Raw genomic sequence first — 25148 nt, forward strand, 5'->3', positions numbered from 1 at the left:
CGCGTTGGCAATAGTCTTAATTCAATACTTGATATCGTAGGATTATATATCAAGTGGGCGATTTTCTTAACTCACTTATGTCAATTCTTGTCAACATAAGTATAGTTTTGTCTATAAAATAGTCAGCTTAGGACTAGCTCTATTACTGATCTAATCACATCTGCTGACCCAATATCTCAGGAACCCCGTTGAATTTCGGTAAATATTTCCTCTAGGATTTCCTGTGCTCCTTGTTGGCGTAGCAGTTGTGCTAGTTCTGCCCCTAGGTTTTCAGCATCCTTAGCAGCACCTGTCACAGTGTCTTTTACCAGTTTTTGACCATCCACACTGGCAACTATGCCAGTTAGTGTTAATTCATCACTAGTTATCTCTGTATTTACACCTATAGGTACTTGACAACCGCCTTCGAGAACCCGCAAAAATGCTCTTTCGGCGAGACAGCGATCGCGGGTTTGAGGATGTTCAATGGCTTTGAGGATGGTGATGATTTCCTGATCATCTGCACGGCATTCTATCCCTAAAGCACCTTGTCCTACTGCATGGAGGGAAATTTCTGGGGGGAGAATTTGATGAATGCGATCGCTCATTCCCAGGCGCTGTAATCCCGCCGCCGCCAAAATTAGGGCATCATATTCCCCCGCGTCCAGTTTAGCCATGCGTGTATTTAAATTTCCCCGGACATCCTTAAAAGTGAAATGGGGGAATTTGTGGCGTAACTGTGCTAGTCGTCTTAAGGAAGATGTGCCAATAACTGCACCTGCTGGCAAAGTTTCAATTTGCTTATCCTGATACTTATCATGTACCACGAGGGCATCTGCGGGGTTTTCCCGCTCTGTAATCACTGCCAGGGTTAACCCTTCTGGTAAATTAGTTGGTAGATCCTTGAGGGAATGAACTGCAAAGTCAATCTCCTGACTCAGCATTCCCACTTCCAACTCTTTAGTAAATAGTCCCTTATCGCCAATTTTAGCTAATGCTACATCCAAGATTTTGTCGCCTTGGGTAGACATGGTATGGACTTCAAAAGTGATATCAGGAAAGCTTTTCTGAAGTTGTTCTCTTACCCAGTAGGTCTGAACTAGGGCGAGTTGACTTTTACGAGAACCAATGCGGATGGTGCGTGCAGGACTGGAAACAACTGAAGTCATAAATAAAACAGTATCTTAAAACCAGGCGATCAAGTTATTCTCATCTAGATTACCGCAGTGGGTAAGTCTCCGGATTGTTATTGTCTAAATTCAGGTAAACTTTATGCGGTTTTATGCGGTTTTTTTTACATTTTTTTACATTTTGCTGAAATAGTTAACATTTCCCGGCTACAACCCAACTTCACGGGTAGACGACAGACAGCCCGATAATTTGATAACTTAATTTTATGAAACTGAAGTTTTCTACCCATGAACCGTTCCGCTTGCCTTATCTTTAATCCAGTGGCGGGTCAAGGAGACCCAGAGCAAGAACTGGCGATGATTCGGGCATTATTAGAGCCAGAAATTGACTTGAATATTTATCACACAACAGCAGAACTTGGTGCTGACAAACTAGCTGAACTAGCTGTTAAACGGGGTGCACAAGCAATTATCGTTGCAGGGGGGGATGGCACTTTGTCGGCGGCTGCTACTGCTATAGTGGGTACTGATATTCCCTTGGGGATTATTTCTAGGGGAACAGCCAACGCTTTCGCTGCGGCATTAAAAATACCTGACACCATTGACGCTGCTTGTCAAACAATTTTGCAGGCTGGGACTCGATATGTAGATACAGCTTATTGTAACGGTAAGCCTATGGTACTACTGGCAGGTGTCGGCTTTGAAGCCGATACTGTAGAAATGACAGGTCCAGAAGCTAAAAAACGCCTGGGGATTATGGCTTATATTTTAGCCGGAGTACAACAACTGCGTAATTTACACAGCTTTGAAGTTGAAATTGAGACTGAGGATAAAGTTATCAGAACCACCGCATCGGCTGTAACAGTAGCCAATGCTGCTCCTCCTAGTTCAGTTTTAGCTCAAGGTCCAGCAGGTATAATTTATGATGATGGACTACTAGATTTAACCATAGTGGCTCCGGAAAGTAAAGCAGGAGCGATCGCCGCGACATTTCATTTATTACAAACGGCTTCCAGTGGTAGCCCAGTAGAGCGAGATGATATCGGCTACCTGCGAGGAAACCGATTCAAAATTAACGCCTTACCGCCCCAAAAGGTAGTTTTAGATGGTGAAATCATTGGTACAACTCCCATTGAAGTTCATTGTGTACCAGCAGGCTTGAAAATTTTTGTCCCTTTTGAGCAAGCAGTTAGCCAGGTGGAAAAACTAGAGGGACTTCCTAATTTAACAATTCACAGCAAAGATAGTAGTAAAATTCAGGAGTAGGTTGTATTGAAACTCGTTTATGATCCAGCGACGGCTAAAAAAATTAGCAAGATGCAGCAAAGAGTCAAATGGCAAGACCCGTTAATTTTACAGCGCGGGATTGACCAAACTCGGCTAGTTTTGGCGAACAACCAGCCAGATAATCCAGAGTTTTCTTTTTTGGTCGTGGGTGACAGTGGGACTGGTAGTCACCGGGGACATCATCCGCAGCGACGGGTTGCAGAACAAATTTTACCCCATCGCCCGGAATGCAGTTTTATCTTACACACGGGTGATGTAATTTATTTAGTGGGATCAAGTGAATATTACCAGCAGAACTTTATCCGACCTTACCGAGAATTTCTGGTGGGTGGAGAACATCCAGAAAAAATTGCTTATGACCAGATGGTTTTTAATTTTCCTGTGTTCCCAGTACCGGGAAATCATGATTACTATGACTTACCACCGATATTAAGTTTACTTTCCCTCACCACTTTACCCATTCGGCGTTTATTACCATCGCAATTAGCACTGGATGTAGGCTTACATGGTTCTGGGAAGGGTAGGGCTTATGCAAAGGCATTTTTAGATTATCTCCAAGCTTTTCAGGTTCCCGGTCAGTTAGGAAAACACTTAGATAATTACTATACGGCTCAGACAGATACAGGGCGCTGTCTGAATTACCAAGCGGGGCGCTTTACCCGGTTACCAAATCGGTATTATACGTTTTGCTACGGGGGAATTGACTTTTTTGCCCTTGATTCTAATACATTTAATGAACCAGCGGCAATACCTGAAACAGGTGCCGGAATAGAACAGCGTAGACTGTTAGAAAAACGCCGTCAGGATTTTGAGCACGAAAAGCTACAAATCATGGAAACTTCGGCCAAGCTAAATCCTGAGCATCCCAGCGCAGCCGAGAAACTGGATGACTTACAAGGTCAAATATCACAAATTGAGGAACTGATTGTTGATATTGACAAGCAATTAAACACCGATAAAACAACCGTGACTGATATCGAACAATTGGAATGGTTAAAAAAAAGACTAATTAAATCTTGGAATACGGCAGATATACGGGGAAGAGTCCTTTATTTTCACCATCCGCCTTATGTGACTGAAGCGACAAAATGGCAACAAGCGCAAACTTTAGCCATTCGCCATCGCCTACGCGGTGTACTGGATGCGGTGGCTGCACAAGTAGGTTATTTGACACAGGGACGACCCCTAGTAGATTTAGTCTTAAATGGTCATGCTCATTGCTTAGAACATCTGCAAACTTTGGATACGGGACACGCTGACGCTAATATTCACTGGGTTGTCTGTGGCGGTAGTGGGTATAGTCTGCGTCGCCAAAGAACTGAAGGCCCGGATTTAAGAGAAACTGTGGGAGATACCAGTAAATTAGTGGCGCGATCGCATTTATTCATCGGTCGTCATGGTTACGGTTCTCAAAAGAGACGACCTTATTCCAGTTTACGCATTGACGTTACAGGGGATGAGCATCCTCAATTTATTCTCCGTCCCTTGGTCGCCGAATGGCATCAAAGGCAATGGCATAATTCCGAAATCAAATCTTTTACTCTGGGAAATACTCCCCTCTTCTGAGTCAGGAGAGGGGTTGGGCTGGGGTTATTTCTATGGTTGAGAAAATTACTCACCCAAAACTTCTTGTTTCCACAATCGAATTTTCTGAGTTAATTCTTGGCGAGTTTCAGATTTAGCTAGATATCGCCAACTAAACCAAGTAAAGTAAGTAAGACCAATCAACTCAAAAAATGGTGCTAGTAGGGGAACATCATTTATGGCACCTACTACAGCTATTACTAATTTAAGTGTAATCACTGCTGTAATAATTAAAGCCAAGTTGCTTAAAGAGCGCTGATTTTTATAAAAAAAGCTACTTACATATTCAGGAAATTCTCCTAAAAAGTCAGTTGTGCTTCTAGCAACTTGTTGCCATTGAGCTTGCGGTTCATAAGCTGGCGTTAGCTTTGCTAAGTTTGCATCCCTAGAAGGTGGTAGTATTCCATTAGGTGCGATAACTGCTTCGAGTTCCTTTTGTTCAGTTTCCATAGTTTTTGATGTTGGTAGTTACAGCATTTCTTTTAAATTACTGGATATTAATACAGATCACAATCGGGTTTGTGATCTGGGTGAAAATTTTTAATTAATAGGGTAATGTATAATTATCTGGATTTGCCAGTAATGAGGGTTAGATTCCCTCACTACCCTGGAATTATTTAGTTTTTCCTAGTAACTAAGCTTTAATTCCACCAATTTATCCCCGTGGCGGCGCAACAACTGCATTAACAATCACATCATTAACACCGTTAATTTCTTGGGCTAATGGTTCAATTTTAGATAACTGCGCCTGATTATTTACAGTTCCTGAGACAATGACTGTACCTTGTTCTGTAGCCTGAACTGTTAATCGGCCATCAGGTATATTCGCTTCTAATTTAGAACGAACTTCACTTGCTAAGTCTTCTGGAGTTCTGTCGGTAGTATCATCGGCTAAAGCATCAGTTCGCTCTTCACGGGCGCGAATATCAGCATCTAGTTGTCTTCTGCGGATTTCGCTTTGAGAATCTTCAAGTGAGGCTTGTCTTTCTTCTGGGGTTGGTGCTTCTACAACTTCACCGGGAGCGGGAGCAGTCCTATCGGTTCTCGCCACATCCTCACAAGCAACCGCACCCAATAATACAATGCAACTAATTAAAAAAGGAGTGAGCTTTTGCATTTTGTAACTCTTCCTCACAAATTCAAATTGTGAAAATATATTGGCGTTTTTAGGAGTAGCAAGCATTCTCTGGCGCTCTTCCTAGTTCCAATAAATAAAATGAAAGTGTTGTCAGTGATGATAACCAAATTAGATTAAACTTTTTCATCACGACGGTCTACAATCACTACTGTCGGTTCATGGCGATCGCTAGGAACTGTTTGTACAACCGGTGTAGTCTGATGTCTATGTTCTCTACCGTCATTGGGGTAGTCATAAACACCAAAATCTTGAACACCGTAGCGGTGAAAAATTGCTTCTGCTGTGGCAATTTCTGCGTCTGTGCCTTCTATAATCACTAAATAATGTCCTTGTTCAACCCGCTGCTGATAAACTCTAGCCCGTTCTTCGGGAATTCCTAAGCCGATTAATGCACCTATTAGACCACCAGCAGCAGCACCAATACCAGCGCCTGCTAGAGTTGTCGCCAAAGTTGTTGCTGTTGCACCCGCGAGCATAATCGGCCCAATTCCTGGAATTGCTAAACTTCCCAGACCGACTAATAAACCAGTAATACCGCCCAAAGCGCCGCCAGAAATTGCTCCAGCTGCAGCACCTTCATCGGCTTTATTACCTACCTGTTCTCTGGTTGGAGTACCAGCAATATCACCTCTGTGTTCTGCATCTTTGGCGATAACAGAAACTCCCTCCATGGAAAAGCCGGAACTTTTCAATTCATGCAATGCTTTTTCAACATCTCTACGGTTAGAAAAAGTACCTACAGCTCGTCTATGTACGTTAACTACCATTTTAACAAACCTCATCTTTATTGATATCGTTTAAATTCTTGCCAATTCTGTACCTTAACTTAGCCAGTTAATTGTATCTGGTAAATTACAGCGCATTTGATTTGATTGACGTACACAAGGGCGGGTATCCATACCCATCCTAGAGGAGTTATGATCTTAAGATGTGTACTTCATTTAGTTGAAAAGTGCTGTATTAAACTGCATCCTTCTATATAAAAATGCTATCAACACCTTCTATTTACACATTTTTATTGACGATTTCCATCAATCCCTTGACATAATTGCGATCTCTTTCATTAGACATAAGTATTGATATCCCCAAAACAGTATATGAATTATTGTGGAGATTTAAATTATGGATTTTACCTTCTACTTTGGTAGGCAATTAATCAATAATACTTAAATAAAATTATAAAAAAATATGACTTTTGGAACAGGGGTTTATGACCTAAGAAAGTGGATTTATAGATAAATGAATATTTAAAATGTGAGAAATGGTTATTGCATTCAGTAGGACTAGGAAAATCTTATGATTATGTTTCAAAGTGTGGGAACCATTTTGAAGTGGGTTTGGCTACCTATGGAGATAGCACCCAGAAATGGAACTTCAGAAAGTTTAACTCCAGAACAAGTATCATTACTCTTTTCTGGTCCGAAGTTGATAGTCGCACTATTAGCTGGTATCTTAATGGCTTTGGCCTTCCAATTTTTACTGACAAATTTTTCACTAGCGGTAGGAATTTTATCTTTAGGAAGTGATTCCGCTGCTGGTGCTGAGTCGAGTACCTGGGGCGGTACCATTCGCAAAATTGAAAATAAGGTGGGATTTTGGGGATTAATCAGCGCCAGTATTGCATTATTTATGGCTTGTTTTCTAGCAGTCAAACTGAGCTTAATTGAAAGTATGCTCCTAGGAGCAATTATGGGTGTAGTTATCTGGTCTACCTACTTTTCCTTAGTGGTTTGGCTGGGTTCATCAACCCTGGGTTCTTTGATTAGCTCCTTTATAAATACTACAAATGCAGGATTACAGGCTATACTCGGTACAGTTAGGGCTAATGTGGCGAAAAAACCAGCGGTTTCTACTGCTGAAGAAATTATAGATACAGTCCGGCGGGAATTAACTTCGGGTTTAGATGCTGAAAGTATTAAGAATACTCTACAAGGTTCCTTAAAAGCTCTGCAAATACCACAACTAAATTTAGCCGATATTCGCCAACAGTTTGAGCGGATACTGGGCGATGTAGATTTATCATCTATTGGTGGGGGTGATTTAGCAGAAAAAATAAATCGCCAAACATTTGTGGATTTAATTAGCAGTCAGACAAATTTATCCAAAAAAGAAATTAATCAAATTGCTGACCAACTAGAACAGGCTTGGAAACAAGTTGTCGCTCCTCAAAGTCCTACGGAGCAAGTGATTAATTTAATTAAATCTGCTACACCCGAAGAGTTGAAATCTGAAAAATTAGGTGAACGTCTTGAGAAATTGGTGGGAGTTAGAGAAAATGGTAATGGTCGCAATGCTTGGATTCAACAAGGGATAAAATATGGTTTGAGTAGTGCTATACCAGCAGTATTAGAACGGGTAGACTTTTCTGATATTGATCTAGAAAAAATTACCACTCAAATACAAAAGCTCAGAGACAAAGTTCAAGATATAGATGTGGAAAAAATTACCGAACAGTTACAAAGTAAAATAACTGCAAGATTACCACAGCCAACCTACAATAGTATCAAAGCGGATGTAGAAGACTACATTCTCAATTGTTTACCTTGGCATTTTAACCGCACGACAATCAGAGATGAATTTCAAGAAGTGATCTATGATCCACAGGCAGATCCTACCACCACGCGCCGGGAATTAAGCCAAATCAATCAAGAGGATTTTAGAAACTGGCTCAAACAGCGGGGTGATATCAGCGAGGGTAGAGTCACGGAAATTAGTCAGCAGATGGAAAGTATTCGGGAGGAAGTTTTAGAAATTGTTCAACAGGCGGAAGTCCGGGAAAAAGGTGACGAACTGCGCTTACGGATAGAAAATTATTTGCGTTCTACAGGTAAAGCAGAACTGAGTCCAGATGCTATTGAGCGGGATGTTAGCAATTTATTAGAAGATTTTACAGATTTAGATATCGGCTTACAAGCATTTGACCGTGATGCTTTTGTGCAATTGCTTTTACATCGTCAAGATTTGAGTACAGCAGAAGCTGATCAGATTGTCGGTCAATTAGAAAGTATCTGCGATCGCGTCTCGAATCAAGAAAGAGCAACGGCCAATGAATTATGGCAAAGAATAGAAGACTATCTGCGGAATACCAACAAAGCAGAATTAAATCCTGAAGGTATTAAACGTGATTTTGCCGCTTTGCTAGAACAACCGGAAGTAGGAATTAATTTAATCCGCAATCGCCTATCCCATTTTAACCGCGATACAGTGGTAAAGTTACTGAGTCAAAGAGAAGATTTAAGCGAGGAGGAGGTTAACCAAACCTTTGAGCAAATCCAAGCAGTAGTTGATCGCATTTTACAAGTACCGCAAACAACAATCAATAAATTGAGCGAATATCTGCGCAATACTAACTTGGAAACACTCAACCCAGAAGGTATGAGGAGAGATTTGGAAACATTACTCGCTGACCCGCGAGAGGGTGCTTTAGCATTCCGCCATCGCCTATCGGTTGACCGTGATACATTGGTAAAACTCCTGAGTCAACGTCAAGATTTGACCCCGGCGCAAGTTAATCAGATCATTGATCAGATAAAGTTGGGGATTAATAGTATAATTAGAACACCACGACGCTATACTAGTCGTGCGGCTCAAAGAGTTAGGGATTTTGAAGCTCATCTAGAAAATTATTTGCGTCACACTGATAAAGAGGAACTCAACCCAGAAAGCATTAAACGTGATGTGCAATTATTGCTGCGAGATCCACAAGTGGGATTGGCTAATTTAGGCGATCGCCTGGGGCAATTTGACCGTTCCACAATTGTGGCTTTATTATCTCAAAGGGAGGATATTTCCCAAGAGGAAGCTAACCGCATCGTGGATCAAATTGAGTCGGTGCGTGATTCAGTTGTGCAGCAATGGCAGCAGGTTCAGGAAAGGGTAGAATCGGTAATTGAGGGAGTTTTTGCCAAAATTCGCGATTATCTCAACTCCTTGGAGCGTCCAGAACTAAACTATGAGAGCATTCAGCAAGACTTTGCTAAATTATTCGATGATCCCCAAGCTGGATTTGAGGCTTTGCGCGATCGCCTGAATCAATTTAATCGTGATACCTTGGTAGCTATTCTCAGTTCTCGTGAGGATATTTCCCCGGAGGATGCTAACCGCATTATTAACCAAATAGAAGCGGCGCGGGATAGTATATTGCATAGAGTTGAACGCCTCCAGGAAGAAACCCAAAAACGCCTCCAAGCAATTCAAGAACAAGCACAAATTCAAGCTGAAGAAACCAAGAGAATTGTGGCTAATGCAGCTTGGTGGCTATTTGGTACAGCCTTGACTTCTCTGTTCGCCAGTGCGATCGCGGGAGCTATGGCGACTCAATTGCGGTATATGATATACATCCCACCAATGTAGAGAGCGATCAGAGTCAGTCCATCCCAAGTTACATACATCCGGGAGCGACTGACCGCATGATAGATTAGTCCAACAATGGCGACGGAGGTCATGATCATGGAAATAATAGCAGTAAACAGATGCACATCACTAATTTGCAACCACAAATCACCTTTGAGGTACGCCACATCGTAAATTCCCAGAATCGCTAAATTCCAGAGATTAGAGCCGAAAATATTAGAAACTGCCATTTCTACTGCATTCATGCGAATTGCTTCCAGGGATACCACTACTTCCGGTAGTGATGTGGCCGCAGCTAGTAACAAGGAGCCTATAAAGCTTTGTCCCAATCCAGTGGTTGTCGCTATCTCATCCCCCAAATACGCCAGCCACACACCTAAAAGTACGGTAGCTAGAGAAAGTAAGGTAAAATTCAGATAAGCTCGTCCACGTTTAATATGTTGGTATTGAGCAGCTTCTGGTTCCACTTCCAAGATAGCCGCAGCCATTCGCCTGATTTCAAACTGTGTCATGATCCGGGCGCTGACTACATAAAGTAGGATTAATAACAAACTGGGAATACCAACCCATCCTAAAGCCAGATGAATTCCTTTGTTAGTTAATAGCATTCCCGCAGCAGTTAACCCCAACATCGCACAACCTAAACTAGCGGACAAACCCAGACCCACTGGTGCGCGTTTAAGTAATGGCTCCCGTCCGCTGACAAGATCGAGTATTCCCAAAACCATTAAATTGAACAGACAACTACCCAAAATACCCCCGACTGCTAAATCTGGGGCGTTTAATACCGTTACTGCACTGACTCCTGTAGCCAATTCTGGTAATGATGTGACACCGGCCAAAAGTAGACCACCAACCCAGGTACGCCCCAAGCCTGTTTTCTCAGCTACAACATCAGCGCTTTGGGAAAGCCGCATACCTACAGCAATCACCAACAGGACACACACAAGAACTTGAATAAAAAGAAACATAACAAGTAGTGAATGAGAGAATGGGGATTAAACAAAGTATATTCCCTTCAAGGCTATCCTTGGGGTTTTGCCAGCATTAAAAGTAATTTAACGCACACGATATCAATTTTTGCTCCCATATGCTATTTTTTAATTTCTTGATTTGTGTCTTTTGTGTATTTCTCCAGATGGGGGAGGTTTCGCGAACTGTCTAGGTTCCGCATTGATTTTTAACAACTTTTAAATTTTTCAGACTGGGATCTGCGCAACCAGTGATTAGTCCACCCATGGCTTGAACTTGTTGTAAATATTCTAACGCCGATGGAGTAATCAATTCTCCTGGCATTAAAACCGGGATTCCTGGGGGATAAGGACAGACAATTTCAGCGCAGATGCGATCGCTGGTTTGTGCTAAGGGTAAAATTTCACTCACAGCAAAAAAAGCTTCACGGGGGGAAACGGTTGTTAAATTATCGCCGACAATCAACGCCTTACCACTTGGGGGATGACAATGGTGGTTCATCTTCCCTAGAGAGGTGAAACCTTGCACCAATTGCTCAATATCAGCTAAGGTGTTCCCTAGAGTAATAATAAAGGTGAGATGTTGCCATGAGGCCAACTCTGGGGTAACACCTAGTTGTTCATCCAGAATTGTTTCGGCTGCAAATCCTGTGAAACCTAAGCCGGAAACGTTCACAGTTAGCCTTGTTTGGTCTAAATTGGGTAGTTGTAACATCGATAATCCCGCAATACTGCTGATTCTGCTTCTGGCTATATCTGCAAGTTCCAAGGTGCGAGACATCAGAGCTTTTCCGTGTAGTGCCATTTGTTGACGTGCAGCATCTAAGGAAGCTAAAAGGATATAACTAGGACTGGTAGACTGGACAAGTTGTAAAGCTTTGTTGACTCGGTGAATATCTATGCTGTGTCCTTGGATGTGTAACATTGATGCCTGTGTCATGGCACCGAGTACCTTATGAGTAGATTGTACAGTTAAATCTGCGCCGGCGGCTAAGGCGGGGGTGGGTAATTGGGGATGAAAGGCAAAGTGCGCTCCGTGTGCCTCGTCTACGAGTAAGGGGATATGATATTGGTGGGTGATTTGGGCGATCGCTTGCAAATCTCCACAAACACCGTAATATGTGGGATAGACTACTAAAACTGCTTTGGCTTCAGGATGCTTTTGTAATGCAGCTTCCACAGATGCGGGTGTGATACTGTGAGCAATATCTGAAACTGGGTCATATTCAGGATTAACAAAAATTGGAATAGCACCAGAGAGAATTAACCCCGAAATAGCCGATGAATGCACATTACGCGGCAAGATAATTTTATCCCCAGGACTACAGGTAGCCAAAATTGCCGCCTCAATTCCACAGGTTGAACCATTGACAAGAAACCATGTTTGTGATGCGCCAAAAGCCTCTGCTGCTAGTGCTTGGGCGGATTGAATTACCCCTTGGGGTGCAAACAAATTATCTAAATCTGCTAGTTCTGTTAAATCAGCCTGAAAGACTTTTGTACCCAGTAGGTCAGCCAAGGGTTGAGAAATGCCCATACCTTGCTTATGTCCTGGGGTGTAAAAAGGCGCGTGAGCCTGGGTTGTATAAGCCTTTAAGGCATCTAACAAGGGGGTTTGGTGTTGATTTTGCATTTGGGAGAAAAGGAGCGGACTTGAAGTTAATATTAAAAATTTATGTGTAAAATATAATTAATTAATCAGCTATACTAGCTTGTCATTTAAGTTTCTATATAGATTACAGTTATGCCAGAAGAAGAAGTAAATTTTTATGAAGAAGATGAAGATCAAGAAATTGAATCTGAATCGGGTATCAATCATAAATCCAAATTAGAAGAAATCCAAAAAATTGTTGTAGCTCGTACTGACTGGACAACGGCGACAATATTTGATCAAATAGTGCGTGAAAACATCCAGCTAAACCCCAGATTCCAAAGAAGAGATGCTTGGGATATCACTCGTAAGAGCCGATTCATCGAATCACTAATTTTGGGATTGCCTATACCACAAATAGTATTAGCAGCCCAGAAAGAGCGGGGTAAATTTATAGTTCTTGATGGTAAGCAAAGATTACTAACAATTCTGCAATTTTATGGTAGAAGTGAAACACCCAATAATGCTTTTGCGTTAAAAAATTTAGAGTTCAGAACTGATATGAATGGTAGTACGTATGAAGATTTAAAAAATCATCTTTTTTTCAACAAAGAGCTTGATCAGCTTGATAACCAAACTATTCGTACCATAGTACTGCGGAATGTGGAGAGCGAAACTTTTTTGTATAAAATTTTTCGCCGACTGAATGTACAAAGCACTCCTTTATCAGCACAAGAACTCAGACAAGCATTACATCCTGGGGAGTTTATCAATTTTCTCGATGACCAGTCAATTAAAAGTCAGGCTCTGAAAAAAATATTTAAATCACCCAACCCTGATTTTCGGATGCGTGATGTCGAGTTACTCTTACGTTATGTGGGTTTCCATTATTTTCTATCAGAATATCGCGGGAATTTGAAGGCATTTTTAGATGAAACTTGTCAGAGATTTAACCAAGATTGGGAACAAAGACATTATGATATTGAATATGTAGTTAATCAATTTGAACAAGCCGTGTATACAACTATTAAGATATTTGAGGAAAAAAACTTTTGTCGAATGTGGTTAAAAACTGATAACACATATAGGAAACGTTTTAATAAAGACATTTTAGATGTGATGGTTTTTTATTTTTCCGATGAAATAATAAGAGATAATGCGGAAAAAAATAAAGAAAAAGTTGAGGAGGGATTTAAAATATTATGTTCATCATCTCCTGAATTTAGGGCAGGTGTTGAGGGAACCACCAAGAATATGCGAGAAACTTACAATCGTCTGAGGTTATGGGGTGAAACATTATTAGAAGTTTTAGATGTAGAGTTTAATCTACCTGAATTTACTAACAATGGGATTTCCTTCAACCGTTTGAGGTAGATTTGATTGTAAATATGCCAAAATCCGCGAGGTTCCGTTGTTTAATTAAAGAATTAAAGAGGTTAAAAAGGCATTTTATCCCCAAGATTAGCCCCATAGGATTATATTCAAAAATGCAGTTATCTAGAACTCTTGCATACAAAGTTTTAGCCCATGCTGAAATTGAGTCTTATCTTGAAGATAGAGTTTGGGAAGTTACTCAAAATGCCAAACAGATGTGGGATAACGGAGGTAAAACCTGTTTGACCTTGATCAGTCTAATTGCCTTCTCAGGTCAAAATATGGAGATACCACCAGACACACTTACACCAAAACAAGGGAATAAAACAGTTCCATTAGATAAAATTAAGATAAGTAAGAAAATAGATTTGGCTATCAAGGCTTTTAAGAAGGTTATTGATAATAATCATGGAGTCAAAGAGGCTAACATTTTAGCATTACTCTTACCCATAGGGATAGATACTGATGACTTAGATACTGCTTGGCTGGCTAACATGAATACATTTGGTAGAGAACGAGGTATTGTAGCGCATACCTCTGCTACATCATACATAACTATTCAACCACCAGACCCAGCAAATGAATTAAGCATGGTAGAGCAGATTACCGAGCAGCTTTTAAAATTAGATGAATTAATCAATAAATTAATGCAATGAAATATTCAACGCCACAGCAAATAATCATCTGTGGTGGGATGATTCTGACGGTCACTTAATGAGGAGGAAAATACTATGACAAAGTCTAGCCATTTTGGGAGATTTCGGTTTTCTGGGTTGTCATTTAGCCCGGGAAGGTCGAATAATGGAATTACACCTAAGCTGATTTATTCCACTGCTATTTGGGTGCTAGAACCAGTACCAGTACACAAACTGTTCCCGGTGCAATCCCCCAAACCATCCCAGAACCTGTTTAAATTAACTTTGTAGTTTACAAAATCTTAAATCCAAAATGCTAAGAGCCGGAATTGTCGGACTTCCCAACGTCGGAAAATCTACTTTATTTAATGCTGTGGTTGCTAACGCCAAAGCAGAAGCAGCTAACTTCCCTTTTTGCACGATTGAACCGAATGTCGGTGTTGTCTCTGTCCCGGATGAGCGCTTAGATGTTCTGGCTAAAATTGCTAGTTCTGTTCAGATTATACCAGCGCGGGTGGAGTTTGTCGATATCGCCGGCTTGGTTAAAGGAGCAAGTCAAGGAGAGGGACTGGGTAATCAATTTTTGTCCCATATCCGTCAAGTTGATGCTATTATCCATGTGGTGCGGTGTTTTGAAAATGATGATATTATCCATGTAGCCGGTTCTATTGACCCAGTGCGAGATATGGAAATCATTAATTTAGAACTGGGGTTATCAGATTTAGCACAAATTGAACGGCGAATTGAGCGCACGCGCAAACTAGCACGTACGAGCAAAGATGCACAGGTTGAAATCACAGTTTTAGAAAAATTAGCTGCTGCTTTAAACGAGGGTAAATCTGTCCGTCAGGTCAGTTTATCTGCAGAGGAAGGGGAGATAATTAAGGGATTAGAATTACTGACTAACAAGCCAATTATCTACGCCGCGAATGTGTCTGAGGATGAATTAGCCACGGGTAATGAATTTGTGGAACAGGTTCGACAAGTTGCAGCTGGTGAACATGCTCAAGTTGTGATTGTTTCCGCACAAGTAGAGGCCGAATTAGTGGAATTACCGGAAGAGGATAAGGCGGATTTTTTGGCCTCTTTAGGTGTGGAAGAAGGCGGGTTAAAATCTTTGATTCGTGCTACTTACACTCTTTTGGGTTTACGGACTTATTTTACTTCGGGTCCCAAGGAAACCCGCGCTTGGACAATTAACGAGGGAATGTCTGCACCCCAAGCAGCTGGGGTGATTCACTCAGATTTTGAACGGGGATTTATTCGCGCTGAAACTGTGGCTTATCAGGATTTAGTTACACATGGTTCTATGAATGCTGCGAAGGAAAAGGGTTTGGTGCGCAGTGAAGGTAAAGAATATATTGTGCAAGAAGGGGATGTAATGCTATTCCGCTTTAATGTGTAGTTATGGGTGGTGTCCCCGGTTGATAACCGGGGAGTATGTGAGTGAAAAAAACTAACGACTTTTTCTTACCCAAAATTGATAGCCTGATTCATTACTTAAGCTATTGGCAAAACTCCAAGCGTCCATTTCTGAGGTAAAACTCGCAACCTGGGTTTCTTTACCGACAATCAACGCATCGCCACAATAATTATTTTTGACTGTACTGAGGGCACTGGACGGACCTTTGACAGCCCACCAATCAGCGCCAGAAACATAGGTATGGCCACAAGTTGAGCGCCATGTGAGGGAAGAATTAGAATTCCTAATGGTAGTGTTGGAAGTTGCAGTATTGACACTTGCGACATAGGTGGATGCTAAAGATTCTAAACGTTTTCTTTCTGCGGCTAAACGTTGGCGTTCTTCCCTAGCTTGTCGAGCTTCTGCGGCTAAACGTTGTCGCTGTTCTTGAGCTTGTTGTTTCTCAGCTTCTAGGCGTTTTTGTTCTGCTTCTTGCTTTTCTCTCTCTGCTTGAGCGGCTCTTTGTTCTGCTTCTAGGCGTTTTTCTTCTGCTTCTTGTTTTTCCTGCTGGGCTTGAACTGCATTTTGTTGGGCTTCTAGAATTTCTCGTGTCACAAAAAATCCGCCACCTAATCCTAAAGCAGTTAACACAACAGTTATGATGATCATTCTTAACTTCAAATTGGAAAACTTAGCTGTTTTTTCAGTCGGTATTTGCTTACTCTCTACTTCTGTATTGATCAGGGTTTGTGGAAGGGTATCGGATTTTGGTGATATGATGACTGTGTTTAAATGGCTGGGTGGTAATATTGATGTATTATTTTCTACTAAATGTAAGTCTTGATACATCTCTGCTGCTGTTCGATACCGACTAGATAAATCTAGCTTGATAGATTTATCTAACACCTTTGCCAATTTAGGTTCAAGATTGGGTACATGACTATGCCAATCCAGTTCCCCTGTAAGTTGACTAGTGTCAAACTCAATTGGTAATTTTCCGGTGAGGGTATAAATCATTGTTAGTCCCAGAGCATAGAGGTCTGTACTAAATACTGTTCGCCCGGCGCTCTGTTCGGGAGCCATAAAGCCTCTAGTTCCTACTATGACTGAACTGATGGTGGAACCTGACCCGAGGGTGACTGCTCCCATAGTTTCTTTGACTGCGCCAAAGTCAATTAATACAGGTAAGCGATCGCTGTCTCGTAGGATAATATTTTCTGGTTTAATATCTCGATGAATAATATTTTTGCTGTGAATATATTTCAGGGTATTAAGTAAAGAGGTGAGAATAGCGACTGCTTGCTCTGAGCTAATGATTCCCACTTGAGCCAGGTTTTTACCTTCAATATATTCTTGAACCAAATAAAATTGACCCTGATCCGCAAAGTAGCTGAGTAAAGTAGGAATTTGAGAACAATGGCTTCCGAGTTCTTCTAGCACTTCTGCTTCTTTACCGAAGAGTTTTTCAATCATTTCTGTGGAGCTATGATGACTCTGGTGAGCAGGTTTAAGGCGCTTCAACACCACCAAACGTTGGGAGGGAATTTGAGTATCCCGAGCTAGGAAGGTTTCACCAAATCCACCGGAACCCAGTGGACTAACGATTTCATAACGATTAACGAGTAAGTTCTGCATATATAACTTCTATTTGATTGTGGGAACTGAGCTTTGTTTAATGCCAAATAAATTTGTTACTTAGATAATCTTGGTTGTGATTTTTATTTTAAAGCTTCACTGAGAATAACAAAATGGAAACCTCGGCTTTTTAATTTGCTAATGATAGGTTGTATGGCGTCAACAGTGTTTTGACGATTGGGGCTTTCATCGGGATGGATCAAGGTGGGATTAGTCAGAAAGCCATCGTGCATCAAAATTACACCAGGGTTAATGACGTTTCTGACAGCATGAATGATAGAAGAAATTGAACTGCTTTTTCTCCAATCATTAGTGTCAACTACCCATTGAACACTATTTAGTCCCAGTTGATGAACAATGTCTAATACCTGTGTATTTTGACGTCCATAGGGAGCCCGAAACCATTGAGTGGGATAATCCATCCCCAGACATTGGTTAATACTGTGTTCATTACTAATAATCTCCTGATGTTGTTGAGCAGGGGAAATCTGAGTAAATATAGGGTGGCTATAGCTGTGATTGGCAATTTCATGTCCATCCTGATAAATATTTTTAAGAATCTCACAATTTTCTGCAATTTGTTTACCAACCACAAAAAATGTAGCTTTGACTTGATTTTTTTTGAGTATAGCTAGTATTTTGGGTGTGTATTCCTTTGTTGGACCATCATCGAAGGTTAAGGCTACAGCTTTGCTTTTCATGGCTGCTAAAAAAGTAGACTTATTGTTAAGAGATAGGTCAATAAGTGGTTTATGTGGTTTTTTTTGATCTTGAATGGTTGTTTGAAAATAATTTTCCCAAGCTTTAGCTGCTAATTGATATTCTTGTAAAACTAATAGCTGTTGATTAGCATCATTATAAATAGTGGTATTTGAAGGTATTGATCTCATTAATTTTTGAGATAGTTCTAAATGATTAATCACCTGGCTAAGAATTTTTAAACCTTCCTGTGGATCTACATTTTTATTAATAGTATTTAGCTGCTCAATAGCTTTATATAAACTTTGTTTAGCTTTGACAAGAATTAAATTATCATAACTCACTTGAGGTGAGGAATTACCATGGGGTTGCGAATTTTTAGCAACTGTGGGTTCAGGCTTAGATGGGCTTAAAGTAGAAACTTCGGTCTGTTCTAGATGCTGTTTGAAAGCAGAATTTGATATATTTCGTCTGTTACTTTGATAATCAAACAAAAAGTACGAAGTGATTATTCCTAAAATTGTGCTAATTAAGATGATTATTGCGAAATATTTATGATTTGGCATGATGAAAAAACATTGGTAGTTATTGGGTAATTTTTAAACTCTAATTAGAGGATGTCCTTCTTTTTTTGAATGATTAACGTAACTATCAGATAAACTAGGCTATGCAAGAGCAATAATTTCCAGTTGAGACTGAGATTGTGCCAACTGGGTTCATAGACATCGGTGATAGCAAATGGTGCTGGGATGCTAGTACCATCAGGAAGTAAAATAGGCTCTGGGACTAAAGCATTGATATTCACCAAAGACCCATAAGCTCCCACAGACCACCGACTAACCATTAACCAGGCAAGGTATTTACTGATTCCTTCAGTTTTAAAGAGGACTCCGGAGAAAATGATTTGCGGTAGTAGTAATACTACTAGAGCACTGTTAGCCTGGGTGCTGTTTTTAACAGCAGCAGAAACCATTAGCCCTAGACAGAAACAAGAAAATAAAGTCAAAAAGCTGGTAATAGAAACGCCATAAAACCAGGGAACTGTTAGAGAATCTGGCGCAGCAAAACTGATGAGAATAGCAATGACCATGATTATGGTTTGTAAACAAGCTATTCCGGAAAGAACTAATACCTTTGAGGTTAAATAGCTAAAAGCGTTTAAATTAACTAGTCTTTCTCTTAAATAAATATCATTTTCTTTAACAATTTCTTGTAAAGAAGTACCTAAACCTATCCAAATAGCAGCACAAGTAAAGACCAAGACCACAGTTTGAGCTAGGGGAGCTAGTTTAGGGTTAGCTTCAGTAGCGAGAATAAAGGGTTCTTGATCTGCTATGGCTAAATTAATCAGTAAAATACCAAGGGGTGCAGTGACTAGGGAGATAATTAAGTTCACTCGGTCTCGAATCACTAACTGTAGGTATCTTTGGGCTAATATCCAGGTTTGATCCACTAAAGAGGCCTGAACTTGGCAAGGTTTGGTTGTGATGATGTGGGAATTGCTCATACCCAAGCGTTGGTCAATATATTGGGTTTGATACCGTGACTGCTTAAATAGTTCCGCAGTTCTCATGACAACTTCTTGATTATCCAACTCGATATAAATATCTGCGAAATCTTTGTTAGTTAAGTTAAAAAATACACAGGCATCCTCAAATGAGCCAAAGTAGCATAGGTTACCACCTTGACCGAGAAATACAATGCGGTCACACAGATCAATATTAGTTGTAGCATGGGTAACTAAAATGATGGTTCTGCCTTGATTAGCCAACTTTCTGAGCAGTTGCATCATTTTTTTATCTAAACCTGGGTCTAACCCTGATGTGGGTTCATCTAGAAAAAATAGTTTGGGATCGACTAATAACTCTACTCCGATGGAAACTCGCTTTAATTGTCCACCGCTGAGGTTTTTAACTAACACATCCCGACAGCCTAACATTTCAATTTGAGTGAGAGTTTTTTGAATAATCGAATTTAGATCAGTATCGGGGGGAAGTCTGAGTTTAGCTGCATATCTTAAAGCTTCTGTAACTGTTAATTCCTTGTGAATAATATCTGATTGAGGCACATAACCGATTTGATTGCGATAAATATTAAAGCTCTGTCTGAGGTTTTCTCCATTGATGTAAACTGTGCCTTGGTTTGTAGGTTGAATCCCCAATAAGGTTTTCATTAAAGTAGATTTACCGGCTCCACTTCCCCCAACTAAAGCAACTAGTTGGCCTGGCTCTATGGCTAAAGAAATCTTATTGAGTAAAACTTTTTGCGAGTTTTTATTTTTAACAACTCTAAAAATGTTCTTAGCGTCAATGCGAATATAATTACCAGTGTCAGATATGACTAATTCATCCCCTTGTAATACCAAAGTATAAGGAACAATTTTAATAATTGCACCAGAGGTGAAATGAATTTTGCCATTGACTTTTGTACCATTGACAAAAACGCCATTAGTACTGCAATCATACAAAATATATTCGCCTGATCTGATATATTCAATCACCGCGTGTCTACGGGAAATGGTAGGGGCGATAATTTGTAGGTTAGCTGTGGGGTCTCTACCCACAACAGTTGACTTTTCCTTGAGAGAGATGGATGAGAAAAATGAAGTTTTATGGTGATGAGAACTACTACCAGGGTTGTAAAATTCTAATGTTACTAAAATATTAAAATTTTGACCTATTTTAATAATATCTCCGTTTTGTAGGGAATATCCTAAATCATGACTAATTAAATGATTCTTTATAAAGAGTTTATTACTACTTGGTTGAAGGCGATCGCCATCATAAATGTAGTAATTTCCGTCAACTTCCACTAAAGTAGCTTGACAGCGACTAATTACTTTCCAGTCTGCGGGTACTAATAGGTCTGCTAGTTGGGGATCTCTGCCTATGATATGTTGGCTTTGGGTAAGTTCAAATTTCGGCAGTGTTTGACCCTGATTGGTAAGAATAATATAGGGTCTAGAGGTTGGGGTCATGCTAATGGATTTATGTATAAGTAAGAAATGTTACTGTATTAATTGTTAATTACTCAAAAACTAGGTTTAAATATCCTCTGTTTCATCGGGTTTATTGAGATTTCAATTGCTATTTGAGTTATTAAATATACTTAACTAGTAATTATATCTTTAACATTGTATAAAATTTATTGCATCTATCCTAAGACATATTTTTTGTGTTTATGGGTAGCAAGGTTGTGTAATCAAAGTCACAAAAAGCAAAACCGGAGGGGGATAACCTCCGGTGTAGTCAGAATTTATCGGGGAATAAAGTTCAAATTTGACCGCTAAAGACTCGTTGAGCTGGCCCTGTCATGTAAATTCGTTGGTCGGTTTCTGACCATTCAATTTGCAAGGGTCCACCGGGTAATTCTACAGTGGCGGTGCGATCGCATTTTCCGGTTAACACCCCTGCTACGAGGGAAGCACAAGCACCAGTTCCACAAGCTAATGTGATACCTGCTCCTCTTTCCCACACCCGCATCTTTAGATAGTCTCGACTGACTACTTGAATAAATTCCGTGTTTGTCCGTTGGGGAAAGGCTGGATGATGTTCAAATTGAGGGCCAATAATTTCTAGGTCAATGGCGGCGACATCTTCCACAAAGGTGATACAGTGGGGATTACCCATACTTACACAGGTAACTTCCCAGGTTTTACCTGCTACTTCTAAGGGTTGATTAATCACTTTTGTCTGAGCAGTCCCTAGGGTTGTGGGAATTTCCCCAGCTAGCAACCGGGGTAAACCCATATCTACCTTGACTTGACCATCAGTCATGAGTTGGGGTGTAATTACACCTGCTAGGGTATGAATATGATATGAATCTTTGGTTCTAGATTCCCCTTCTAAGTCAGCTAAAAATCTGCCTAAACAACGAATACCATTACCACACATTTCCGGTTCTGAACCATCAGAATTAAAAATCCGCATAGTATAATCAGTACCGCTTTCTCCTGGTAAGGCAAAAATTACACCATCAGCACCAATGCCAAAATGGCGATCGCATAACTTAACTGCTTGTTCAGGAGTCAACAATGGTAAAGATGACAAGCGATTATCTATTAAAATAAAATCATTCCCCAAACCATGATACTTAGTAAATTCTGTTGCCATATTCCCTAGAATAAATTATCAATGACTAGAGGAAATTATAACGAAAATGCCGACATACCCCACCTCAAAAAGATGGGGTTTTACCTACCATGAATAAATTTAACTAACTGTGGCGCGTGTTGATTCAGTATCAATGGGTTTGATCAAGTAAAGACGTAACATATGGGAAATAATCGCCAAAGTGGGCGGGATTTTTTGCCAGAACTTGATAATTCCAGGACGATTACTTTCCTTAATTTCCGTCAGTCTCTGGGTGTTGATGAAACACTGTTCTAATCGCCAGAAAAATTCGGGGTGATTAGTATCTAAAATTATAGGGAAAGCCCTGGCTGAGGTGTTATTAGTCTCCTGAATGACTGTATTATTGTATTTGCGCGGGTGTATACCAATGGCTTCATAAAATGTAGCCCGTTCAAATACTGTAATGGTATGGGTGAGAAATACAGTCAACAAAAAGAACCGCACCCACAATCGTGCTTTCCAATTGTTCCATAATTTTGGTTGCGATCGCAACAGTGCTTTAAAGAAATCCCCATGACGGTTTTCATCCTGACACCAACTTTCAAACTTGCGGAACAGAGGATAAAATTGATATTCAGGATTTGCCTGTATATGGCGGTGGATTAAGATGTAACGCCAGTAACCAATTTTCTCCGAGAGGTAGACGGTATAAATTACCCATTCTGGAGGGAAAAAAGTATATGTACGGTGTTTAGTGAGATAACTTAAGTCCAGAGACAGATTAAAATCTGCCATAGATTTATTGAGAAATCCCGCATGGCGTGCCTCATCCCGTGCCATATAATTAAAAGCATCAGCCAAGAGGGGATTTTTAGCTTTGAGTCGGCGGGATAATTCTTTAAACAGCAAAAACCCCGAAAACTCTGAAGTGCATGAACGCTCTAAAAAGTCAATAAAAGCGCGGCGTTTTTCTCCATCAACGTGCTCCCAAGATTGCTGAAACTCCTCATCGCGCACGAAGTGATGGCGGTTATAGTCAGCACGCAATTCGGCGATAATAGCCTCCAACTCAGTCTCATGCGCGGAAATATCTAAATTAGCCACCGCCTCAAAGTCAGTGGTATAAAAGCGAGGCGTTAACAAAGTTTCCTGAACAGGTGCTTTAATCCCTGGTTTCGTGTAATTGGGGTTGGGAGTTTCAATAGACTTAACCATGAGACTGCTTTCATGTTTGATCTTTTCATATTTATATAAGCATAAATTATCAAAATCACACATCAGTTAAATTATTGAAAAGTAATTTTAGATAAATAACCTTAAGTACCAATTGCTAATGCTGATTTTATCCAGTAATCCAGGGAACCGAGAGACTATTTATTAACAAACTTGCTCTGTAGTCAGATGCTAAATGTGTACAGTAAAAGCCAGCCAAATCTAAAGAAATATTAATAAGTTTATAGCTATACAAATATTAATAGTTAAATGATTTTATGAGAGAACAATAATGCGATGCCTACCACCAATGATGATCGCAGCTAATTTCTACAGTTTAGCCTATTTGGTGGGAGTCAACACATCACGCATTGGGGAAACTCTTTACACTAGACAACAGCGAAAGCAGAGAAATGTATTGGTAGTTTGATTTCCGCCGCGCTACATGAGGCGGGATGGTTACAGTTTTTTGGAGGTCTTGATGGTTTTTGTCTTGCCTGGTGTTAAATTTGATCTAAATATGATCCAAAAGTATGATACTCCTGCACCCCGATATACAAGTTATCCACCTGCTACGGAGTTAAATACAGAATTTATTGCAGGTGATTTTCGCACCGCCATCGCCGCATCCAACTACCGAAAATCTCCCCTGTCTTTATACTTCCATATCCCCTTTTGTCAGACTGCTTGTTACTTTTGCGGGTGTAATACAGTAATTTCTCAAAACAAGAATATTGCCAAACCTTATATAGAACATTTGGCGCGAGAAATCAAGAACATGGCACGCTTAATTGATCAAGACAGAAAAGTCCTGCAAATTCATTGGGGTGGTGGTACACCCAACTACTTAAATCAGGAACAAGTCAAATTTTTGTGGAAACAAATTACAGATAACTTTAATATTGATTCCCAAGCGGAAATTTCCATCGAAATTAATCCCAGCTATCTCGATAAAGACTATATTTTCTTTCTGCGTGAGGTGGGGTTTAACCGGATTAGTTTTGGTATTCAAGACTTTAACCCCCAAGTACAAATCGCTGTGAATCGCCTCCAACCAGAAGAATTACTGTTTGATGTCATGGGTTGGATTAAAGCAGCCAAGTTTGATAGTGTGAATGTAGACCTAATTTATGGTTTACCCCATCAAACTCTCCAGACCTTTCGGGAAACAGTCAGCAAAACCATTGCATTAGATCCTAACCGCATTGTTGTGTTTAACTTCGCCTATGTACCATGGATGAAACCAGCACAAAAAAATATTCCCCAAGCTGCATTACCGCAACCCCAGGAAAAGTTAGAAATCCTCAAAATGACCATTGAGGAACTGACAAATAGTAAGTATCTCTTTATTGGTATGGATCATTTTGCTAAACAAAATGATGAACTAGCGGTCGCCCAACAAAATCGTACCCTCCAGCGTAACTTTCAGGGATACACTACCCATGCAGGAACCGAACTATTAGGCTTTGGTGCTACATCCATCAGTATGCTCCATGATGCTTATGTACAGAACCACAAGCAGTTAAAGAATTATTATCAGGCGATCAACTCCGATACATTACCTATAAGTAAAGGTGTTAAACTTACTCAAGATGATATCATTAGAAGGGATGTAATCATGTGTATTATGTCTCACTTTCATCTGCATAAGCAAAATATAGAAGATAAATATCACATCAATTTCGATCAATATTTTACCCATGAACTAGAGGCTTTAGCACAACTCCAAGCTGATGGACTAGTGAACATATCAAGCAAAGACATAGAGGTGACAGATATTGGTAGGTTATTAGTAAGAAATATTGCTGTTATATTTGACAATTATCACCAAACCAAAGAACAGCGATTTTCCCGAGCCATTTGATCTGCTCAAATTGATGATTAATGTATAAGATATTGTTTTACCCCACCCTAACCCTCCCCTGACAAGGGTAGGTATTTTATATTGTCGTGAGGGCAAGACTTGGTGGACAAGGTGGACAAGGTGACAAGGGAGGAAAACAGTACAAAGTCTGTATTCTTAGTCACAAAAATAGTCCGTCAAAAAACCATTGTCCGTATAAAATCTTCCTTGTCCATCCCTTC

General features: G+C 40.3%; 20 protein-coding genes. 9 read left to right on the forward strand and 11 right to left on the reverse strand.

Annotated elements, in window-relative coordinates; all coding sequences use genetic code 11:
• Window positions 1-176: 176 nt before the first annotated feature.
• Window positions 177-1148: a hydroxymethylbilane synthase gene (hemC, locus tag PN447_RS12300; protein ID WP_271763326.1), complete on the reverse strand. Its 972-nt coding sequence runs from the start codon at window positions 1146-1148 to the stop codon at window positions 177-179.
• Window positions 1149-1397: 249 nt separating this feature from the next.
• Here hemC and PN447_RS12305 point away from each other — a divergent pair, with 249 nt between their 5' ends.
• Window positions 1398-2375, forward strand: coding sequence for a YegS/Rv2252/BmrU family lipid kinase (locus PN447_RS12305; protein ID WP_271763327.1), 978 nt, complete (start codon window positions 1398-1400; stop codon window positions 2373-2375).
• Between the two features lie 6 nt (window positions 2376-2381).
• Window positions 2382-3962: a metallophosphoesterase family protein gene (locus PN447_RS12310; RefSeq protein ID WP_271763329.1), complete on the forward strand. Its 1581-nt coding sequence runs from the start codon at window positions 2382-2384 to the stop codon at window positions 3960-3962.
• A gap of 45 nt (window positions 3963-4007) precedes the next feature.
• Here PN447_RS12310 and PN447_RS12315 read toward each other — a convergent pair whose 3' ends face one another.
• The 3 genes from PN447_RS12315 to PN447_RS12325 all read right to left on the reverse strand — a co-directional run bounded on the left by PN447_RS12315 (window position 4008) and on the right by PN447_RS12325 (window position 5900).
• Entirely contained in the window at window positions 4008-4430 is a 423-nt protein-coding gene (locus tag PN447_RS12315) for a CAAD domain-containing protein (RefSeq protein WP_271763330.1), read from the reverse strand.
• A gap of 205 nt (window positions 4431-4635) precedes the next feature.
• Window positions 4636-5097, reverse strand: coding sequence for a BON domain-containing protein (locus tag PN447_RS12320; RefSeq protein WP_271763331.1), 462 nt, complete (start codon window positions 5095-5097; stop codon window positions 4636-4638).
• Window positions 5098-5231: 134 nt separating this feature from the next.
• A complete protein-coding gene (locus PN447_RS12325) occupies window positions 5232-5900 on the reverse strand; it encodes a general stress protein (RefSeq protein WP_271763332.1) in 669 nt (222 codons plus the stop codon).
• 520 nt (window positions 5901-6420) lie between these two features.
• Between PN447_RS12325 and PN447_RS12330 the strand changes: the two genes are divergently transcribed.
• The gene (locus PN447_RS12330; protein WP_271763350.1) at window positions 6421-9471 is read left to right on the forward strand and encodes an MFS transporter; all 3051 of its coding nucleotides are present in this window, start codon (window positions 6421-6423) and stop codon (window positions 9469-9471) included.
• Here PN447_RS12330 and PN447_RS12335 read toward each other — a convergent pair.
• Window positions 9435-10442: a sodium:calcium antiporter gene (locus PN447_RS12335; protein ID WP_271763334.1), complete on the reverse strand. Its 1008-nt coding sequence runs from the start codon at window positions 10440-10442 to the stop codon at window positions 9435-9437. The genes PN447_RS12330 and PN447_RS12335 overlap by 37 nt on opposite strands.
• A gap of 190 nt (window positions 10443-10632) precedes the next feature.
• Complete coding sequence (locus PN447_RS12340) at window positions 10633-12075, reverse strand: aminotransferase class I/II-fold pyridoxal phosphate-dependent enzyme (protein ID WP_271763335.1); 1443 nt, start codon at window positions 12073-12075, stop codon at window positions 10633-10635.
• A gap of 111 nt (window positions 12076-12186) precedes the next feature.
• Here PN447_RS12340 and PN447_RS12345 point away from each other — a divergent pair, with 111 nt between their 5' ends.
• From PN447_RS12345 to ychF, 4 genes are all read left to right on the forward strand, one after another.
• The gene (locus tag PN447_RS12345; RefSeq protein WP_271763336.1) at window positions 12187-13407 is read left to right on the forward strand and encodes a GmrSD restriction endonuclease domain-containing protein; all 1221 of its coding nucleotides are present in this window, start codon (window positions 12187-12189) and stop codon (window positions 13405-13407) included.
• A 113-nt stretch (window positions 13408-13520) separates the two neighbouring features.
• The gene (locus PN447_RS12350) at window positions 13521-14063 is read left to right on the forward strand and encodes a hypothetical protein (protein ID WP_271763337.1); all 543 of its coding nucleotides are present in this window, start codon (window positions 13521-13523) and stop codon (window positions 14061-14063) included.
• A 75-nt stretch (window positions 14064-14138) separates the two neighbouring features.
• Window positions 14139-14333, forward strand: a complete 195-nt coding sequence (locus tag PN447_RS12355; RefSeq protein WP_271763339.1) for a hypothetical protein — start codon at window positions 14139-14141, stop codon at window positions 14331-14333.
• A 22-nt stretch (window positions 14334-14355) separates the two neighbouring features.
• Window positions 14356-15447, forward strand: coding sequence for a redox-regulated ATPase YchF (gene ychF / locus PN447_RS12360; protein ID WP_271763340.1), 1092 nt, complete (start codon window positions 14356-14358; stop codon window positions 15445-15447).
• 51 nt (window positions 15448-15498) lie between these two features.
• On the opposite strand, the gene PN447_RS12365 is transcribed toward ychF, so the two are convergent.
• The 5 genes from PN447_RS12365 to acsF form a co-directional block, all read right to left on the reverse strand.
• The gene (locus PN447_RS12365; protein WP_271763341.1) at window positions 15499-17079 is read right to left on the reverse strand and encodes a protein kinase domain-containing protein; all 1581 of its coding nucleotides are present in this window, start codon (window positions 17077-17079) and stop codon (window positions 15499-15501) included.
• An 83-nt stretch (window positions 17080-17162) separates the two neighbouring features.
• Entirely contained in the window at window positions 17163-18344 is a 1182-nt protein-coding gene (locus tag PN447_RS12370) for a polysaccharide deacetylase family protein (protein WP_271763343.1), read from the reverse strand.
• 44 nt (window positions 18345-18388) lie between these two features.
• On the reverse strand, window positions 18389-20755 hold the full coding sequence (locus PN447_RS12375; protein WP_271763344.1) for an ATP-binding cassette domain-containing protein: 2367 nt from the start codon (window positions 20753-20755) through the stop codon (window positions 18389-18391).
• 295 nt (window positions 20756-21050) lie between these two features.
• Window positions 21051-21890 (reverse strand): diaminopimelate epimerase, encoded by an 840-nt coding sequence (gene dapF / locus PN447_RS12380; RefSeq protein ID WP_271763345.1) that lies wholly within the window; start codon window positions 21888-21890, stop codon window positions 21051-21053.
• 99 nt (window positions 21891-21989) lie between these two features.
• Window positions 21990-23066 (reverse strand): magnesium-protoporphyrin IX monomethyl ester (oxidative) cyclase, encoded by a 1077-nt coding sequence (gene acsF / locus PN447_RS12385; RefSeq protein WP_271763346.1) that lies wholly within the window; start codon window positions 23064-23066, stop codon window positions 21990-21992.
• Window positions 23067-23355: 289 nt separating this feature from the next.
• Here acsF and PN447_RS12390 point away from each other — a divergent pair, with 289 nt between their 5' ends.
• Both PN447_RS12390 and hemN read left to right on the forward strand, forming a co-directional pair.
• Window positions 23356-23493, forward strand: coding sequence for a hypothetical protein (locus PN447_RS12390; protein ID WP_271763347.1), 138 nt, complete (start codon window positions 23356-23358; stop codon window positions 23491-23493).
• A gap of 51 nt (window positions 23494-23544) precedes the next feature.
• Window positions 23545-24927 carry an oxygen-independent coproporphyrinogen III oxidase gene (hemN, locus tag PN447_RS12395; protein WP_271763348.1) on the forward strand — a complete coding sequence of 461 codons (1383 nt, stop codon included), beginning with the start codon at window positions 23545-23547 and terminating at the stop codon, window positions 24925-24927.
• Window positions 24928-25148: the final 221 nt, after the last annotated feature.

This window comes from Anabaena sp. CS-542/02 (genome assembly GCF_028331085.1).
Classification (GTDB): Bacteria; Cyanobacteriota; Cyanobacteriia; order Cyanobacteriales; family Nostocaceae; genus Anabaenopsis; species Anabaenopsis arnoldii.